General features: G+C 53.9%; 20 protein-coding genes. 10 read left to right on the forward strand and 10 right to left on the reverse strand.

What is annotated here, in order from left to right; genetic code table 11:
- Positions 1-8 precede the first annotated feature (8 nt).
- The 4 genes from ACOZJV_RS30085 to ACOZJV_RS30100 form a co-directional block, all read right to left on the reverse strand.
- Positions 9-824, reverse strand: coding sequence for an acid phosphatase (locus ACOZJV_RS30085; protein ID WP_421549178.1), 816 nt, complete (start codon positions 822-824; stop codon positions 9-11).
- A gap of 14 nt (positions 825-838) precedes the next feature.
- Positions 839-1,681: a MipA/OmpV family protein gene (locus tag ACOZJV_RS30090; protein WP_421549179.1), complete on the reverse strand. Its 843-nt coding sequence runs from the start codon at positions 1,679-1,681 to the stop codon at positions 839-841.
- A 75-nt stretch (positions 1,682-1,756) separates the two neighbouring features.
- On the reverse strand, positions 1,757-2,791 hold the full coding sequence (locus tag ACOZJV_RS30095) for a DUF1254 domain-containing protein (RefSeq protein WP_421549180.1): 1,035 nt from the start codon (positions 2,789-2,791) through the stop codon (positions 1,757-1,759).
- Between the two features lie 145 nt (positions 2,792-2,936).
- Positions 2,937-3,932, reverse strand: coding sequence for a helix-turn-helix domain-containing protein (locus ACOZJV_RS30100; protein ID WP_421549181.1), 996 nt, complete (start codon positions 3,930-3,932; stop codon positions 2,937-2,939).
- Positions 3,933-4,047: 115 nt separating this feature from the next.
- Between ACOZJV_RS30100 and ACOZJV_RS30105 the strand changes: the two genes are divergently transcribed.
- Entirely contained in the window at positions 4,048-4,209 is a 162-nt protein-coding gene (locus ACOZJV_RS30105) for a hypothetical protein (protein ID WP_421549182.1), read from the forward strand.
- Between the two features lie 124 nt (positions 4,210-4,333).
- On the opposite strand, the gene ACOZJV_RS30110 is transcribed toward ACOZJV_RS30105, so the two are convergent.
- The 6 genes from ACOZJV_RS30110 to ACOZJV_RS30135 form a co-directional block, all read right to left on the reverse strand.
- On the reverse strand, positions 4,334-4,696 hold the full coding sequence (locus tag ACOZJV_RS30110) for a DUF2388 domain-containing protein (RefSeq protein ID WP_421549183.1): 363 nt from the start codon (positions 4,694-4,696) through the stop codon (positions 4,334-4,336).
- A gap of 144 nt (positions 4,697-4,840) precedes the next feature.
- Entirely contained in the window at positions 4,841-6,673 is a 1,833-nt protein-coding gene (locus tag ACOZJV_RS30115) for a long-chain-acyl-CoA synthetase (protein ID WP_201131548.1), read from the reverse strand.
- A gap of 138 nt (positions 6,674-6,811) precedes the next feature.
- Positions 6,812-7,474, reverse strand: coding sequence for an iron-containing redox enzyme family protein (locus ACOZJV_RS30120; protein ID WP_020297374.1), 663 nt, complete (start codon positions 7,472-7,474; stop codon positions 6,812-6,814).
- Between the two features lie 70 nt (positions 7,475-7,544).
- Entirely contained in the window at positions 7,545-7,943 is a 399-nt protein-coding gene (locus ACOZJV_RS30125; RefSeq protein ID WP_020297373.1) for a nuclear transport factor 2 family protein, read from the reverse strand.
- 38 nt (positions 7,944-7,981) lie between these two features.
- The gene (locus ACOZJV_RS30130) at positions 7,982-8,758 is read right to left on the reverse strand and encodes a hypothetical protein (protein WP_238596105.1); all 777 of its coding nucleotides are present in this window, start codon (positions 8,756-8,758) and stop codon (positions 7,982-7,984) included.
- Between the two features lie 188 nt (positions 8,759-8,946).
- Positions 8,947-9,393: an HIT family protein gene (locus tag ACOZJV_RS30135; RefSeq protein ID WP_078468635.1), complete on the reverse strand. Its 447-nt coding sequence runs from the start codon at positions 9,391-9,393 to the stop codon at positions 8,947-8,949.
- Between the two features lie 818 nt (positions 9,394-10,211).
- Between ACOZJV_RS30135 and ACOZJV_RS30140 the strand changes: the two genes are divergently transcribed.
- The 9 genes from ACOZJV_RS30140 to ACOZJV_RS30180 all read left to right on the forward strand — a co-directional run bounded on the left by ACOZJV_RS30140 (position 10,212) and on the right by ACOZJV_RS30180 (position 16,669).
- Positions 10,212-10,784: a hypothetical protein gene (locus ACOZJV_RS30140; RefSeq protein WP_421549184.1), complete on the forward strand. Its 573-nt coding sequence runs from the start codon at positions 10,212-10,214 to the stop codon at positions 10,782-10,784.
- Positions 10,785-10,794: 10 nt separating this feature from the next.
- Entirely contained in the window at positions 10,795-11,220 is a 426-nt protein-coding gene (locus tag ACOZJV_RS30145; protein ID WP_078468633.1) for a hypothetical protein, read from the forward strand.
- A gap of 473 nt (positions 11,221-11,693) precedes the next feature.
- On the forward strand, positions 11,694-12,677 hold the full coding sequence (locus tag ACOZJV_RS30150; RefSeq protein ID WP_421549185.1) for a DUF1852 domain-containing protein: 984 nt from the start codon (positions 11,694-11,696) through the stop codon (positions 12,675-12,677).
- Between the two features lie 27 nt (positions 12,678-12,704).
- Entirely contained in the window at positions 12,705-13,739 is a 1,035-nt protein-coding gene (locus ACOZJV_RS30155; protein ID WP_421549186.1) for a methionine synthase, read from the forward strand.
- A gap of 112 nt (positions 13,740-13,851) precedes the next feature.
- Positions 13,852-14,361 (forward strand): flavin reductase family protein, encoded by a 510-nt coding sequence (locus ACOZJV_RS30160; protein ID WP_201131552.1) that lies wholly within the window; start codon positions 13,852-13,854, stop codon positions 14,359-14,361.
- A gap of 67 nt (positions 14,362-14,428) precedes the next feature.
- The gene (locus ACOZJV_RS30165) at positions 14,429-15,082 is read left to right on the forward strand and encodes an epoxyqueuosine reductase QueH (RefSeq protein WP_421549187.1); all 654 of its coding nucleotides are present in this window, start codon (positions 14,429-14,431) and stop codon (positions 15,080-15,082) included.
- Positions 15,079-15,273, forward strand: coding sequence for a hypothetical protein (locus ACOZJV_RS30170; protein WP_421549188.1), 195 nt, complete (start codon positions 15,079-15,081; stop codon positions 15,271-15,273). The genes ACOZJV_RS30165 and ACOZJV_RS30170 overlap by 4 nt, the downstream gene beginning before the upstream one ends.
- A 281-nt stretch (positions 15,274-15,554) precedes the next feature.
- Positions 15,555-16,199 carry a BRCT domain-containing protein gene (locus ACOZJV_RS30175; RefSeq protein ID WP_421549189.1) on the forward strand — a complete coding sequence of 215 codons (645 nt, stop codon included), beginning with the start codon at positions 15,555-15,557 and terminating at the stop codon, positions 16,197-16,199.
- 143 nt (positions 16,200-16,342) lie between these two features.
- Complete coding sequence (locus ACOZJV_RS30180) at positions 16,343-16,669, forward strand: DUF2388 domain-containing protein (RefSeq protein WP_201131555.1); 327 nt, start codon at positions 16,343-16,345, stop codon at positions 16,667-16,669.
- Positions 16,670-16,672 lie beyond the last annotated feature (3 nt).

Consider the following 16,672-nt stretch of genomic DNA (forward strand, 5'->3'; position numbering starts at 1 on the left):
TCCCCCAATCAGTGCTGAGTCAGCGAGAGCGCCACGCCCTCGGCCGCACAGTCCTCTGCAGGCTTCAAACCGGCTTTTTGCGCGGCCTTGACCTCTTCCTTCGCGGCCGCCAGATCCGCCAGGAACGCCGGATTGCTATGCAAGCTTGCTACCGTCGCAGCGCCCATGATGCGGCCTGCATCGACGTCGCTCTGCCAGTGTGCGTTGCAGATGATTCGGCTCTGGCCGAATGACAACCCGCGGGTCATCAACTCGGTTGCACGTTCAGGTTGAATCTCGGCCAGCAACAGGCCCCAGGCCCAACCGGCGGCGGAGTGGCCGGAAGGCCAGGAACCATCCGTGCGCAACAGCGGTTCCATGTCTTTGCGACAGGTTCCTTCGTTGTGTGCCACGAAGGGGCGGGTGCGGTTGTAGGCATTCTTCCCGGCATAGGTGGAGCCTCCCGCATCGGTCAGGGTGCGCTGCATCAGGGTGTAGAGATGCGGTGTACTTTTCTCGCTGATCGGGGTGCCCATCGCGCAGGAGAATGCGTTGGCCGGGCCCGGGAATGACAGCTCTGCATCCGCCGCGGCGAGTTTTTCCCGCGCCGTACCGCGTAGTGACACTGCTGCTCGCCGAGCCTCCTCATCCCGTGCAAGCGCCGCAGAGTCGGGCTTAGGTGGGGCGCCCAGCAACGCCAGGCGCAGCGGCAAGTCTGCCGAGTTCAGATAACCCGGGGCCAGCTTGAAGTGAGGGTCCGTAACCTTTGTGGCCGCGGCATCGGCAAGCACCAGTCCCGACCAGAGCAGGCTGGCCAGCCCCAACTGCTTATGTACTGTTTTCATCGAGTGTTCCCTTATCAAAACCGGTAAAGGGCATTCAGATAGGCGCCTGCGCCCACGTTTTCACCCGTCAGCGGGCTGTTGCGGGCATCAGAGACCAGCGCGTAGGTCTTGATGCCGCCTTCCAGTGCCAACTGTGGTTGCCATTGCCACGTGAGGCCCAGCTTTAAGGTCACGTCACGCATGCCGCCACCCGGGTGGTACTCGTCGAAGCCGGTGCGCGCAGCTTGTTGGGCGGTGACGCCGAAGCGCGCCATCATGTCTTTCTCATTGCTCCAGGTGCCGTACAGCGTCGAGTCCAGGGTCAATGTTGAAGACAGCGCGTATGCAGTGGCGAAACCGGCTTCCAGAAACGCGGTACGCCCCAGGCTCTCGCCACCGTAGTCGCGGCTCTGGCTGGCTTGCAGGCCACGAACAAACAGACGACCGGCCGACAGAACCCAATACGCTTCCGCTCCAACAAGAGCGGTGCTGTCCAGGTTGCCCATGCCCTTCAGGTAGTCATCACGACCGCCCAGAGTGTGGATTCTTTCCTTGCGTCCCTGGTCGTAACCCAGCAACAGGGCGATGCCGAAAGGCGACAACCCCGGCAAGTCCCAGCGCAGTCCGTCCGGGAAGGCTGCGGTGAACTTGCCCCAGTTTTCAGTCGGCAAAACCGCTTTGAGTTTCAGTGACGGGAACGAGGCGTAGTGTGAGGAACCTTCATACAGCGGGCCAACGGCGAGTCCGCCACCCACGGTCACGGAGGGCTCACCTGAATCGTCTGCGTGAACAGGCAACACCGTCGAAAACGCAAGGGTCGCACTTATCATGAGCGTCGCTTGATACTTGAAAAAGTTTGAACCGCCGGTGGTGGTCATCGTTTCCTTCCTTTGGTGTAAACAACACGTATTGATGGGCGTTTATGCCGAGTTATAAACGTCAGGCGTTATGAATTAGAGCGCGACGGGCTGCGGCTTCGGGAAGCGCCATTGGCCATTCAGTATTTGTTCGCTCGGCTGATAAAGCCTGACGGTGTAGTTCCAGCCAGGTGGGGTAGGCAGGCAATTAGCGATACTCGCGTCGCAACCGCCGAACTGGATAACAATCGAGCCGTCCGCACTTTTTTTGGCGGTGAGGTTGTTCAACGAATAGGCGTCAAAGGGGTTCTTCTGGAAATAACCGTCGGCGTTATAAACACTGACCGACCAAAAGCTCTTGACCGGTACATCTCCAACTGTGAGCCGGTAAACGGTTTTCCCATCGTTCTCAGGCATCACGCCACCGAGGTAGATAGCGTCCTTGGCTGGGTTCCCACCCCACCCCGTTGCTGTGCCGATCAAGTGATGGATTGGATTGACCGTGCCCTTGGGGCCAAAGGATTGGTTGTAGTCAGGAATCGTCGAACCCAGGACCTCCAGGGCCTCACGCACCTTTGTCTGGCTCGCCTGGTCCCACTTAGGTACTACAAACTCCCCCACCCTGGCCTGGCTGACCGTGATTGCATCCTGCAGTGCATGTACCTGTTCAAGGTCTTGGCGATCTGCGGGATCGAAGAACGTGCGCACAGCAACAAATACATAGCGTGTACCGACGGCCTCTTTGGTCAGTGTCCGACTCCCGGCGCCGTACGTAACGAAGGGCACGTAGTGATCTTCATTGATAATCGCCATCGATATGAACCGCCCGCCAGACTCTGGCAAGGTGATGGTGACGGGGCCTGCATCGAGATCGAACACGGCTGACGAATAGAGTGTGTCCCGATTCATCCGGACCACATTCTGGGCGTCGATGGGTACCGCTTCGCGGCTGTGAACAAACCGGCCCAAACTGCCACTCGCCACTATTTTCCCCAAGTAGAGGTCGGACTCGGCACGGATAAAGTTATCGACACCCACCGGTATCGCCGCCTCTGGCGATGACTGAGCGTTAGCACTTCCAGCAGCGACCAGCGCCATGGCAAAGATGCTGGCCGTGGATGAATGGGACATTTGAACCCCTTGATTTTATTAGTTGGCGTTGATTTTTTGACTGTATAAGAACGCCTTGGCGCAAACTTGCCATTTGGTGCCAAAAGCAATGCGAGCGCGTACGAGAAGGCCGCCGCGCAAAGAGGCCAATTTTTTGGGAGAGGGGTTAAACGAGGATGTTCTGGTCTTGTTTCAAGAGGGCGCGATAGTGAGACGGCGGGCTTCCCGTCCAACGCTTGAAGGCGCGCGTAAAGTGCGCTGGATCGCTGTAGCCGACCATGTAGGCAATTTCGGTTGCGCTGTATCTGCCGCAGGCAATCAACTGCTGGGCTTCACTGCGACGGGTCTCGTCACGTAAAGCGTCGAAGTCGATGCCGCAATATTCGAGGCGCCGCTGAAGGGTTCGAGCAGACAGTCCAATCTTTCTTGAAACAGTGACAAGTTTGGAAAGTTCCTGATTCGCGATCTGCTGGACGAGCACGTCAGCGGTGTCAGCCGTCGACTTCAAGGCTTGGGTGGTTTTCCAGGCAACATCTCGAACAGGTTGCAGGGGAATCTCGAGTAACTCACGATCAAATTCGATCATGTTGTACTCAGCGTTCATGACCAGGTTCGGGCCCAGGTACTCTTCAAGCGCCTCGTCGCCTCGCTCTCTCGAGTTTTTTAGATACACCCGTATAGCGCCAGGCGCGCCGGACATGAGCGGCACTTTTCTAAGCACCGCCAGAGTGCCGAAAATGACCTGCTTCGGATCAGCCCCGTGGTGCCCGGTAAAATGTTGGATCAGTTTCGCCGTGCGGCCTTCGGTGACAATTTTTACTTCGCTTCCCTGATGCACCAGGTTCGTATGGACCGCCGCCGCTGCACACGCCTGAGCGAGGTTGGTCGAGCCCAATATCAACTCGCCCCACATGCCGGTTGAGCGCACATCGGTCAGGTGCCCAATCATCGCTCCGCCGAAGGGGTCCTGTGCGACGGCAGCCATTTCATTGGCGATATGAAAGCAGGCCGCTCGCGATACCCAAGCTTCAGGGTTTTGAAAAACATGCGGGGAAATACCAAAGCGCCGAAAGAACTCCAGTGGCGACACCCCGCGCATACTCAGATAGGGGGCAATTTGCCTGAGTGTGCTGAGCTTGATGGCTGGCGTCGCATTGGTCATGGATATCCGCACCCTTTTTTAAAGGTAATGCTCTTGAAAACCGTCTGGTTATCACGCGGATAAACACTAGCAAATTTTTTACCAAACTCGCGCTTTTAAGCGCGTCGTAACCACCATGGTCGATCCAGAGGGAATGGCCGGCCAGATGGCAGCGCAGGTATTAGAAGAGAAAGGGGCCCGTCGGCAAGTATTCAGAAACCGCACCGAAGTGTGGGAAATGGATGACATGACGATCACCGGGCAGCGCACCAACGGAAGCGTATTCAAACATCGCTGACCACGACGCATACCGGGCGCGGCTCGACACTGCACAGCTCGCACTAGCGAACCACACACCTGGGGTGCGTGAGACGAAAAAGCGCAGCGGCGGGTCGGCTACCCGTCATCGAAACTCCATTCTTCTAGCGCAATTGGTAAACCAGAACGGCTTCAGCCAGCTCGATGTCGCTGACTGTACCCATCGCATTCTGAGTCCGTAAAACCTCGAATGCCGCCTCCAGGTTTGCGCCTCTAATAACGCCATCACTCGCGACGAAAGCTGCAGCATCATTGCGAGCGGCAACTATCTTTCGGTCGCCTCTGTTTGAACTATTCCGACTACTTTCTTGACTGTCTTCGGTCAGCGTCACGGGGGAAAGAGTCACAGCAAGGCTCGATGAAACAATCGCTCCAAAGGCCGAGACTTCGACCGCCCTGCCATCACCCGCAATGGCGGGAAAACTGCACGAAAAACCGAGCACAAGCACAACAATCAGTTTGCGCAAAATCCACTCCACAGGTGTGTTTCATCCTTTGGGGGCTGAATCTACCGCCTTCCTGCCCAGGCATCCAGCAATGCTGCTCCGCTTAAGTGAGCAGCATTACTTAGTGATGCCGGCCTTGTGGTTTAACCCTCGCGCAGTTGCTCTTCAATAACGGAACTTGCCGCCATGAATGTCCTGCAGCACCTGCTCGGTCACGCGCACGTAGGTTTCGGTGCCCGGTAGCCAGGCGTAGACCGGGTCTTCGCCGGTTTGGCTGGGGTCGAAGGCTTCGGTCTTTAGCTTGGTTTTCTGGTATTTGAACGTGCCGGTGGTTTCCATGCAGGTCTTGATACGCAGGAACATCGGGACCGCGTAGTGAGGCATCTGGCTTTTGACGAAGCGCAGCAAGTCGCAAAAGTCCAGTTGCTCCAGCGGGGCCGTTGGGGTGATGGCGGCCATCCCGGCGCGACCGTTGGTGTTTTTGATTTCCACACCGTAGGCCACGGCTTCGGCGATGTGGGGGTGTTGCACCATGATGTTTTCGACTTCGGTGGTGGAGACGTTTTCGCCCTTCCAGCGGTAAGTGTCCCCCAGGCGGTCGACGAATTGAGCGTGGCCAAAGCCGATATCGCGAATCAAGTCGCCGCTGTTGAAGTAGCGATCACCCTTTTCGAAAACGTCGTACAGCACTACTTTTTTGTTCTTCTCCGGATCGGTGTAACCGTCGAACGGGGCGTTGTCGTCGATCTTGGCCAGCAACAAGCCTTGGCCACCCTTGCCGACTTTCTGCATGAAACCGTTCGCGCCGCGCCGCGGCTCACCGGTGTCGTGTTCGTACTCCACCAGCGACCAGGTGTTGAGAGCAAAGCCGATGGTGTTGTCGAAATTAAGGATGTTGGTAAAGCCGATGTTGCCGTCACTGGCGGCATACAACTCGCAGACCCGCTCGATGTTGAAGCGAGTCTTGAAGTCGATCCACACGCCTGGGCGCAGGCCGTTGCCAATCATTTTCACCACCGGGTTGTCGCCATCGTTGCGCGCGGGAGGCTGGTCGATCAGGTAACGACACAATTCACCGACGTAGCAAATGGTGGTGGCCTTGAATTTGCGCGCGTCATCCCAGAACTGACTGGCGCTGAATTTGCGGCGGATGGCGAAACCCGAGGCGCCGGCCAATGCCGAGCCCCAGCTCACGCACAGCCCGGTGCCGTGATAGAGCGGCAAGGTGCAATAAACGATGTCATCGGGGCGCATATCCAGGGCGATCATGCCGAAGCTGCCGTAGGCTTTCATCCAGCGCCCGTGCTTGAACACTCCAGCCTTGGGCAAACCGGTGGTGCCGGAGGTGTAAATGTAGAAGCAAGCGTCGTCGAAATAGACCTGCTGGGTGCTCGCCGGATTGGCGGTGGAATGCTCTTCGCTGACGCGGGTCAGGTTGACGTAACCCTCGGGCGCGATGCCCGCATCGCGAGTGGTATCGGTGTCAGCCAGGAAGAACGTGCTCAGCTCATCGATGGCGATGTCGTTACGCACCGCGTCAAAGGATGGCACCAACTCTTCGCCGACGATAATCGCCGAGGGATTGACCAGGTTCAAACTGTGGATCAGGACATTTTTGGTCTGCGAGGTGTTGAGCATGGCGCAGATACCGCCGATCTTGCTGACGGCCAGCACGCTGACCAGCAATTCCGGGCGGTTTTCAATAAAGATGCCGACCACGTCGCCTTTTTTCAGGCCACGGGCAAGCAAGTAATGGGCGAAACGGTTGGCCCACTGGTTGACCTGTTCATAACTGAAACGATTGTCCTTGTAGAGCAGCGCCGGTCCCTGAGGGTTGCGCGCAACCGCCTGTTCGAAGGCCCAACCCAGGCCGCAGGGCTGATCGACCTTGAGCTTGGACGCTTTGACTCCCCTGACGAGCCGAGGAATGGCCCGGGTGATCGAGGGGATTTTGCGCAGCATCATGCCCCAGGTAATCATGTCGCTATTGCTACTCATGGCACCTCCTAGTGGATTGACCGTGGCAGCCAGGCGGTTCGACAAGCGCCATGACCAACCGATCGTTTTTATTGTTGTGCACGCCATGTAAAAAAGTCCTCACGCAGCGGGGTGCGCGAGGACGCCTGTTGCCAAGACTTAGAACTCGTCGGCGACCGACTCGAGGATCTTGCCCATCAAGTAAACCGTGGTGCGTGCGACTTGTTTGACCGCCTCTTTTTCTTCGTCGGTCTCGACCCAGCGGTCGATGGCTGCGTTGACTTGCTCGGAGTGTTTCTCGTCGATGATCGCGTGGGCGACGAAGAAGGTCAGTTCTTTATCGGTCAGCTTGAGATGGTTTTTGCATACGTCCATCAATGGCTCGAGGTGCTCGTAGCAGTCTTCGGCCCAGAAGCTGTAGCCCAGCCGTGGAATGATGCCGCGGCATACAGAGACGAAATCCAGGTAACCGTAGAACGCTTCGGTGGCCGGCAGCATTGGTTTTTCGAACTCGGACTTGTCGACGCCAATGGCGATCAGGTCGTTGTACGCCATGTTTTCATGGCCCAGTTCTTCCAGCGCATGCTTCATCGCAAAGCGCAGCAAGCCGACCTTTTTGTGGTCCTGGTTCCAGCACGCCACCGCTTGGTTGATCGCGTTGTTCTTGGTGTAGTGATACACCTGAACAATCGACTTGATGTAGAGCTCACGCTGCAACTCTGGGCGCTTCATCATCTGGAAAAAACGGCCGACCTTGATCTTTTCCCATTCGGCATCACAGACGGCTTTCAGCTCTTTGCGAAACTCGGTCACTTCAGTCATTTCACTCTCTTCCTTGGGGGGGTTGATAAATCGCTTATGACGCTTTTTTTACTTTCAGGCGAACACGGACTTACAGGCGCAACACGGACTTAATGATGTAGATGAATTTGGAGAAGAACCCCAAGCCTTCGATAGTGTCCCAGTGTTCCATCAACACACCGTTCTCCACACGATAAATATCGATCACCTTGTAATTCACGGTGAAGAACTTGTGCTTGGCCCAATGTTTGGCATACAGGAACACATAGTCGCCTTCCGCACAGACCCGTTCAATGCTGGTACCCGACTCGGGGAACGTCTTGAAGAACTGCGTAAAGTAGGTCTTGAAGCCTTCCCGGCGCGGCGGAATAAATACGTTATTGTGTTGTACATATTCCTCGGCAATCAATGTATCGGCGACCGCCAGTTCACGCTGGCCAAACATGCGCTCGTAAAACTCGATAACCACTTCTTTGTTCCTGGCTTCCATCTTGGATCAACCTCAATGTTGTCGTTATTTGGGGATGCTCATACCGCCAGTGAGTGCATAGCGGTACGGGCGGCCAAGGTGTAGCGAATCAAGTCATCAACGTCCTTCAGGTCTGCGGGGCAGCTTTGCAGGCCGAAGAAAGGCGTGACCGACGGCAACAGATCGCCTTTGTACAGGGCGTAGTAATGATCGCCGCGAGCCTTGATTTGGAAGAAAATACCGTCCTGATCAAAGACGAAGCTGTCAAACTTTGGCGCAAGTCTCGGCTTTACGTAGGTGATGAACGTTTTGTAGCCGCCTTCCAGGGCGACCAGCGAGGCGCCAGTCATGGCCAATCCGTTGACCACGTTCTTGACCGGGGAATGCTTGTCGACAATAAGTCGCGAGAGTTCAACGCATTCACGCTCGTAATTGGGCCCGGAGAACTGCACCAGTTGTTCATGGCTGATGAACTCGCCCGACTCATGAGGAAAAGGCGTAATACGCTGGGTGCCGATAATTTCACCGTCATAATAAAAGGCAAACACGTAAGAACGGGAATCGTATTCATCCAGGCAGACGCTTTCATCGACCGAGTTACCAAACAGCGTTTTGTAGTAAATCTTTCGTTGCCCGTACAACCGACTGCGGGCACGAGACAGTTCGATAAACTGTGCAGGAGTAACCACTTGCCTGACTTTAACCTTGTCAGACTGACACAACTCTTGGAGTACTGAATCATAGAAACTGTAGATGGCCGATCCGGCTGAATCATCTTTTACCAACTGCATACTTGCCGAAGGCAAGGCAGCCTTATTACTGGCGAGTGACGGCATGAGAACCCCCTTCTTGTTGTGATCTGTAGTATTTAGTTCAGCCCAGCGCAACTTAAGTTTCCACAGTACAATACATAGCTTCGCCTCCTTGCGTAGACACCTACAAGTTGATGATTTACGGACTGCGCACAGCAAGGCACCCAACCCTCTTATTACGGGCGTGCCTTTAAACTAAAAGAAACTTACAGTTAAACCGGTGGCAACGCGGTCAAGGCTCGACGGATCTGCTCTGCGCGCTCGCCCAACACTTGGGGCGTCGCGAGTGGCAGGTCCGCATGCCCCAGGTTGAAACCATCACCGACAAAGCGCGCCAGCACATGCAGGTGGGCGTGCCCCACGGTTTGCCCAGCCACAGCGCCATCGCACAGCAGCAGGTTGATACCTTCACAGGGTTGTTCGTTGAGGCTCAAGCCGCTTTCACGCAGGGCGGCCGCCACCCGTTGACCCACACGCATCATGTGGCCACAGGTTTCAGGAGGGATATCACCCAGGCCACTTGCGTGGGCCTTGGGAATGACCAGGACATGGCCAGGAGTAATCGGCTGGATGGAGAGAAATGCCAGGCACTGCTCGTCTTCGTAGACAACGGCAGCCGGTGATTCTTTCTTGGCGATTGCACAGAAAATGCAGTTCACGGATAGCTCCCTCTATTGTTGTAGGTGCAAACCCGGTGAAGGCATGAAGATCCGGGATGCTACAGGCTGAATTCCATTGCAGACCCAACAGCGTTGACCGCACAGCTTGAGGGTGAAATTACGCTTGGCATTCCGCACCTGTACACGGGAGTTTTGAAATGTTTTGTATCTTGAATTCTTGAAAATCACTTAATTGATTGATTTATAAGTGTTTTTTACGAGTGACCTTTGTATCCGTGCCTATGCTCAAGGAGCGACTTCCCTGACACCCCACTCCTCCCCTGCTTTCTTTAACGTCCGTTGTGGTAGCCAGTCCCCCACACCTCAGCCAGGTGCAAAGGCCTGCTTTTTGGACCGCCGAAACCAAAATCCCCTGGTCAAGCAGGCCCACTGTTTCGTTTGTGCGTGGTGGGAATTTCACAAGATCGAGAGGTCGTTTTCAGAGTTGCTTTAAGCGCTTGGAATAGCACATGTGTGCTAGTTGACTCTTCGCTCCTGCGACAATCATAGTCCCGACTACTGCTGCCAATTTGACGCTGCAACGGGTCGCACGGCATCACTAGCGGCGTTTGCCTGGGTAGTTCAACGCTCGAAGCTGATGATGATCGATGAAATGTATTATTTGATTTTTGGTCGTAATGAAGCTGACTTGATCTTTTAACTTCATCACCAAACGCTACGAGCATGGCAGCATCGTGCTGACCACAAACTATCGCCAGGGCAAGCCACTTGGTTGGCGGGTTAAATTTTTAGCGTGATGACTTAATTTCTTCATGCAAACAGATGTCAAATTTATATTCCAGGAGGTAGGACGCAGCATGTCAGAATTTTTGAGATTAAATAAAGGCGTCATAACACTCACATTGCTGCTCACAGCCTCCACTTCAGCGATAGCTGACAAAGCGAATCCCATTGGCGACTGGTGGAGTGTCTTTAGCACAGGCACGGGCAAAAACAACATAGTGTTTGTCGCCGATCTCACTTCCATGACACCACGAAGTCAAGCGGCGGATGGGTTTCAGTCAGTAAACGTTAACCAGGTTTTCGCCGACCCAGCCAAGCCATTGGCGGATGTCTATTCAGTTGAAGTCCAGTGCTCCAAGCACAGAGCGCGCTTTCTTAAAGGAACATCAATAGAGAGAACGAGTAACGCACGCCGGGATTTGAAGGTTTCCAATGAATGGCATACGTTGGATGACAAGGCGCTTTTATATACATTTGCCTTTGTGTGCAACCCCCAGGATCGAGTCTTCAACGGCATGCTGTCATTGGGCAAGTTCGATCAGATGAAAATGCTTGGGATGATCACCGAGTTACAAGCACCGCCAAAGAGCCCAATGGAAGAGTTGGAGCAGATGCTAGACAACCCCCCACCCGCAAAGGCCAGATAAGTAAAAAACCATGACAAATAAATGGATTAAACCGCTTTCTTTAATACTGGCAATATCAAGCATAATGATCAGCAGTGGCTGTTCCGTCATTGCTCAAAATCGTTGGGAAGGTCGCGATGCCCAAGAGGCGCTGAATTTTTTTGGCAGGCCCGATACGATGAAGGCAACGCAAAGTCCTGACGCAGGCACACTTGTCGTTATGACGTGGTACAAATCATCTCAGTGGTCGACCACTGAAGCGGCCGGAACTTCCTTGACACCGGGAGCGAACGGTTTGACCTATACCGAGTATTACGAGAATGTCGGTCATAGTTCCGACTGCACACTTGAAGCGACGGTCAATAAAGCCAGAAAAATAGTGCTTTTCAAAATTCAGAATGGGGAAATATTTCACGGCAAATGCCAAAATATTCCTTATGTTCCCCCAAGCTTTTAGTATCTTTTATAGGTGCTGAAGGGATATCTGATAAATTTCATCCTTGGCTTTCCCGCTAATCCCAATAATGGTCTGGCGGGACGTCAGAAGTCTTTGCCCAGCTTTGACACGGACATGCCAAGTTCCAATAACTGCAACACTTCCAGTTTGTTGACGTTGGGTCAACGACTCGTATCTCCCGAGCTTTTTTCCTTGAGCTAGCGCACGGACAAGCCCGGTGTTCGTGCGTTCAAACAAAGATCCCGCTCAACTCGGCCACTGCCGTGCCACTCCCCATCTGCGTGACAGGGTCTTTTACGACTGGCTGTACAACACATCATGAATATGGCTAACGATTTAGTGAAATCAATTCATTTTCACTCAAGCATTGGCTCAGCATAAAATACGTCCTAATTACAGATAATACAAATATCACTGAGTATAAAGCCATAAAAATCAATGCTTTATCTCAGAAATTAAGGCGCAATATTATAATGAGCAAAGAATTTAAATTTACCATTAAAAGCATTTATTTCGACGAGAATTATCACCCCTCCGAAAAAACGCGCATCACTACCAACTTTGCCAACTTGGCCAGAGGAAAGAGCCGACAAGAGAATTTACGCAACACCCTGAGGATGATTGACAACCGCTTCAACGCCTTGGCGCATTGGGATAATCCCAAAGGCGATCGTTATACTGTCGAGCTTGAAATCATTTCCGTCGAGATGGATATCGATGTTGAGAGCAGTGGCAACGCCATCCCCCTGATTGAAATATTGAAAACAAACATCGTTGACCGAAAGACCAATGAACGCTTTGAGGGCATCGTAGGCAATAACTTCTCCTCTTATGTGCGAGATTATGACTTTAGCGTGCTGTTGTTGGGACACAACAAGGATCAGCCAGGATTCAGCACTCCGGATAATTTTGGAGATCTGCATGCAAAGCTATTCAAGAGCTTCGTAAACTCAAACACCTACAAAGACCACTTCAATAAACCGCCTGTCATATGCCTGAGCGTTTCGAGCAGCAAGACCTATCACCGGACTGAAAACCAGCATCCTGTATTGGGCATTGAATACCAGCAAGATGAATACTCCTTGACTGATGACTACTTCAAGAAAATGGGCTTGAAAGTTCGCTACTTCATGCCTGCAAACAGTGTCGCACCTTTGGCCTTTTATTTTTCAGGCGACTTGCTTAGTGATTACACCAATCTTGAGCTAATCAGCACCATCAGCACGATGGACACCTTCCAAAAGATTTACCGCCCTGAGATTTACAATGCGAATTCAGCGGCCGGAAAATCCTATCAGCCCAGCTTGAAACACCAGGATTATTCATTAACGCTGATTGTTTATGATCGAGAAGAACGTAACCGTCTGGCTATTGAGCAGGGCAAGTTTGTTGAGGAAAACTTCATCAAACCCTACCAGACCGTTCTAGAGCAGTGGTCTGCCAATTACGCGCTTTGACTCATTAAAATCACAAGGTCATTTATCATGAAAAAACTATTGCCCACCTCCACTGCCGGCAGTTTGCCCAAACCCTCTTGGCTTGCACAACCTGAGACACTCTGGTCACCCTGGAAATTGCAAAATGAGGAATTGATCGAGGGCAAACAGGATGCCTTGCGTTTGGCATTGCAAGAACAACAACAAGCCGGCATTGATATTGTCAGTGATGGCGAACAAACCCGTCAACACTTTGTAACTACGTTTATTGAACACCTCAGCGGCGTAGACTTTGAGAAACGCGAGACCGTTAGAATTCGTGATCGCTATGATGCCAGCGTACCGACGGTCGTGGGTGCGGTGACTCGACAAAAGCCCGTTTTTGTTGAAGATGCCAAGTTCCTGCGGCAGCAGACCACGCAACCCATTAAATGGGCGCTGCCAGGCCCCATGACGATGATCGATACGCTTTATGACAACCATTATAAAAGTCGCGAAAAACTGGCTTGGGAGTTTGCCAAAATCCTCAATCAGGAAGCCAGGGAATTAGAGGCTGCCGGTGTTGATATTATCCAATTTGATGAGCCCGCCTTTAACGTGTTCTTTGATGAGGTGAACGACTGGGGGGTGGCCACCCTGGAAAGGGCAATTGAAGGCCTTAAATGTGAGACGGCTGTTCATATTTGCTACGGCTATGGCATCAAAGCCAATACCGATTGGAAAAAGACTCTGGGGTCAGAGTGGCGACAATATGAAGAGGCCTTTCCCAAGCTGCAAAAATCCAGCATCGATATAGTTTCACTGGAATGTCACAACTCTCATGTGCCGATGGATCTCATTGAACTCATTCGAGGTAAAAAAGTGATGGTCGGGGCCATTGATGTGGCATCCAACACCATTGAAACACCCGAAGATGTAGCCAATACCCTACGTAAAGCGCTTCAGTTTGTAGATGCCGACAAGCTCTATCCTTGCACTAACTGTGGCATGGCTCCCTTATCTCGCCGAGTTGCACGGGGCAAGCTGAGTGCGTTAAGTGCCGGAGCAGAAATTGTCCGCAGAGAGCTCTCGAACCCGTACTGAGCCAAAGTCGCAAGGGGGTGTACAGGGGGATTGATGCGGTCTTGAAAAACTACCGAGTTGCTTCAGGCCTTCCTTGGCACTTTCGAGTTGCACCCAATATTTAGGATTTTCCATGTCACTTCCTGCCCCCCCTATCGAGCCATTGAGCTTTCGCGAAGCGCTCGGGCACTACGCATCCGGTATCACGGTGATTACCTCACACCTTGATGGCGAGCCGATTGGCTTCACTTGCCAGTCGTTTTATAGCGTGTCGATGAGCCCGCCGCTGGTGTCATTCAGTGTCATGTCGAGTTCGGCCAGCTATCCCAAAATCCGCCAGGCAGGTCGATTCGTCGTCAACATCCTGTCGGGTGAGCAGGTCAGGATTTCCAATCAGTTCGCTCGGCGCGGCACGGACAAGTGGCATGGAGTCGAATGGCAGGAATCGCCGCTGGGCAATCCGATCATTGTCGGCAGCCTGCACTGGCTTGATTGCGAAATTCACGCCGAACACGCCGCAGGTGATCACCTGATCGTGATTGGTGAAGTGAAGGCGTTGAACCTGCAGGAAGCTGCTGCTACGCAGCCATTGCTGTATTTCAAAGGACACTATTGCAACATCGCCGCACACCGCGCGGTTTGAGCGCTGAGCTGCCCTGCCCTCTTGGCCGACAGGCTACCGGAGCACTTTATACCCAGGACACACGGTCATGACAGACATCAAAAGGCCTCAACTGAGCCTTCCCGACGGCGCGGACAAGTTGCTGCTGCACTCCTGCTGCGCACCCTGTTCGGGAGAAGTGATGGAAGCGATCACTGCCTCGGGTATCGACTACAGCCTCTTCTTCTATAACCCGAACATTCACCCTGAGCGTGAATACCTATTGCGCAAGGATGAGAACATCCGCTTTGCCGAAGAGCACAAGGTGCCGTTTATCGATGCCGATTACGATAAAGACAATTGGTTTGAACGCGCCAAAGGCATGGAGCATGAGCCCGAGCGCGGCGTGCGCTGCACCATGTGCTTCGATATGCGCTTCGAACGGACCGCGCTCTACGCCTATGAAAACGGCTTCAGTGTGATTTCCAGCTCCCTCGGTATCTCGCGCTGGAAAGACATGAAGCAAATCACCGACAGCGGCATCCGCAGCGCGCAAAAGTATCCAGGTGTCACCTATTGGGACTACAACTGGCGCAAGGGGGGCGGCTCGGCGCGGATGATCGAGATCAGCAAGCGCGAACGTTTTTATCAGCAGGAATACTGTGGCTGCATTTACTCCCTGCGCGACACCAACCACCATCGCAAGGACCAGGGGCGGGACATCATCCGCATTGGCGTCAACTACTACGGGGACGATGAATGATCGTTTCGCAGCGCGCCCTGGGCTTGTTTGATACAGCGCCTTATGCCGCAGCTCAGCAGGCATTCTTGACCTACGAGCGCCGTGAAAAAGGTGCTCAACGATCAGTCCTTCGTTGGGTGGTGGCGTTTGTTTCCAAGCCTTCACTGGAGCGTTTGGCGTCATCTGAAACGCACATGCAGTGGGTGCTTTGAGGGAGAAACATTGGACATGGAGCTGCAAAGGAGCACTCTATGGCCCGATGGCCCGCCTCGTACGGAAGAGAGGGAGCGCTGGTCACTGAAGCGGCTCAAATCCCAGCTCGCCAAATGACCAGATAGCCGGTGATCACCCGCCGGCGTTGAACGGTGCAATCGGGTCGACTCGCAAAAGCGTCAAGCGACTGGACCACCATCGGCCCAGGCTGGATACGCTTCTGTTTTGGCCCTACAGGGATTTTCGTCGCAACGACATGACATTCAGAAAAGGAGTTCACATGACCGACATTCACAGCGAATTCGAACGCAGCAAATACTTCCATGGTTCACGGATAGACAGGCGCTCAGCTGACGCCCTCGTCGGCCTAGCAGCAGGTCTTGCCGCTGACGGCGTGGTCTCAACCGCTGAAGGGTTGTTCCTCAGGGACTGGCTTGAAACCAACCTCGTCCACCTCGATGACCCGGTGATCAACCTGCTGTATTCAAGGCTCTCCAACATGCTCCTGGACGGCGTGCTGGATGCCGAGGAATCCCTTGAGCTTATCGGGCTGCTGCAGAGCTTTTCCGGCCTGAGTACCGAAAAGCCGAAGGCCAGTGATCAAACCTTCAGCGCCCCCAACGACCTTCCCTTCAATCGTCCCGAACCCGATCTTGCCTGGGATGGAAGAGTGTTCGTGTTCACTGGAATCATGGCCTACGGGCCACGAAAAGACTGCCAGCTACGGGTGCAGGAGCGTGGCGGCATCATCGGCGGCGCGGTGAGCCAGAAAATTCATTATCTGGTCGTTGGCAGCATTGGCAATGATCAATGGCGCCATAGCAGCTATGGAACAAAGATCATGAAAGCGGTCGAGTTGAGAGAGGCTGGCAGCCCTATCGCCATCATCGGTGAACAACAATGGCAACGCGCTCTTTTTGGCTGACCCCATCGGGCGGGACAGCGTGAAATGGCTCAAGCGCCCCACCGATCAACCAGCCCGGCCATGTGCCGGGCTCCGTGTTTCTGGCCAGCGCCCTACTCTGCTATCGTGGCGCCCCCAACCAGACGACACGGAAGCATCAAGGAATGGACTTATGGAAACCTTTGGCAGTCGCGCTGCTGGCGTCTATCAGCACTCAAGCCCTTTCCGCGGAAAACAATAACCCGTTCCAGGCTGCTCTGATGATCACCACGGTGATTCCGTTCGTGGTGGTCGCAGGCACCACAGCGGCCACCTCGTACATTCCGGAGCTGTTCAAGCCGGCAAAGAGTGACGCCCTCGCGTTCATTGGTTCGGACGGAGAAATCCGTGGGGCGCAGTTTGAACAAGCCTCCCGCTACTATCGCTCGTCCTTCCCGCCGCCCCTGATGTCTGACCGGCAACTGGCCCTTGCCATCGCGACGTCGTTCTAGAAT

The sequence above is a fragment of the Pseudomonas sp. QD4 genome (genome assembly GCF_049199125.1).
Lineage (GTDB): Bacteria > Pseudomonadota > Gammaproteobacteria > Pseudomonadales > Pseudomonadaceae > Aquipseudomonas.

Bases quoted from the DNA above. Each gene is read 5' to 3' on its own strand.
- ACOZJV_RS30085 (WP_421549178.1), bottom strand. From the start codon at position 824: ATGAAAACAGTACATAAGCAGTTGGGGCTGGCCAGCCTGCTCTGGTCG.
- ACOZJV_RS30090 (WP_421549179.1), bottom strand. From the start codon at position 1,681: ATGACCACCACCGGCGGTTCAAACTTTTTCAAGTATCAAGCGACGCTC.
- ACOZJV_RS30095 (WP_421549180.1), bottom strand. From the start codon at position 2,791: ATGTCCCATTCATCCACGGCCAGCATCTTTGCCATGGCGCTGGTCGCT.
- ACOZJV_RS30100 (WP_421549181.1), bottom strand. From the start codon at position 3,932: ATGACCAATGCGACGCCAGCCATCAAGCTCAGCACACTCAGGCAAATT.
- ACOZJV_RS30105 (WP_421549182.1), top strand. From the start codon at position 4,048: ATGGTCGATCCAGAGGGAATGGCCGGCCAGATGGCAGCGCAGGTATTA.
- ACOZJV_RS30115 (WP_201131548.1), bottom strand. From the start codon at position 6,673: ATGAGTAGCAATAGCGACATGATTACCTGGGGCATGATGCTGCGCAAA.
- ACOZJV_RS30120 (WP_020297374.1), bottom strand. From the start codon at position 7,474: ATGACTGAAGTGACCGAGTTTCGCAAAGAGCTGAAAGCCGTCTGTGAT.
- ACOZJV_RS30125 (WP_020297373.1), bottom strand. From the start codon at position 7,943: ATGGAAGCCAGGAACAAAGAAGTGGTTATCGAGTTTTACGAGCGCATG.
- ACOZJV_RS30130 (WP_238596105.1), bottom strand. From the start codon at position 8,758: ATGCCGTCACTCGCCAGTAATAAGGCTGCCTTGCCTTCGGCAAGTATG.
- ACOZJV_RS30140 (WP_421549184.1), top strand. From the start codon at position 10,212: ATGTCAGAATTTTTGAGATTAAATAAAGGCGTCATAACACTCACATTG.
- ACOZJV_RS30145 (WP_078468633.1), top strand. From the start codon at position 10,795: ATGACAAATAAATGGATTAAACCGCTTTCTTTAATACTGGCAATATCA.
- ACOZJV_RS30150 (WP_421549185.1), top strand. From the start codon at position 11,694: ATGAGCAAAGAATTTAAATTTACCATTAAAAGCATTTATTTCGACGAG.
- ACOZJV_RS30155 (WP_421549186.1), top strand. From the start codon at position 12,705: ATGAAAAAACTATTGCCCACCTCCACTGCCGGCAGTTTGCCCAAACCC.
- ACOZJV_RS30160 (WP_201131552.1), top strand. From the start codon at position 13,852: ATGTCACTTCCTGCCCCCCCTATCGAGCCATTGAGCTTTCGCGAAGCG.
- ACOZJV_RS30165 (WP_421549187.1), top strand. From the start codon at position 14,429: ATGACAGACATCAAAAGGCCTCAACTGAGCCTTCCCGACGGCGCGGAC.
- ACOZJV_RS30170 (WP_421549188.1), top strand. From the start codon at position 15,079: ATGATCGTTTCGCAGCGCGCCCTGGGCTTGTTTGATACAGCGCCTTAT.
- ACOZJV_RS30175 (WP_421549189.1), top strand. From the start codon at position 15,555: ATGACCGACATTCACAGCGAATTCGAACGCAGCAAATACTTCCATGGT.
- ACOZJV_RS30180 (WP_201131555.1), top strand. From the start codon at position 16,343: ATGGACTTATGGAAACCTTTGGCAGTCGCGCTGCTGGCGTCTATCAGC.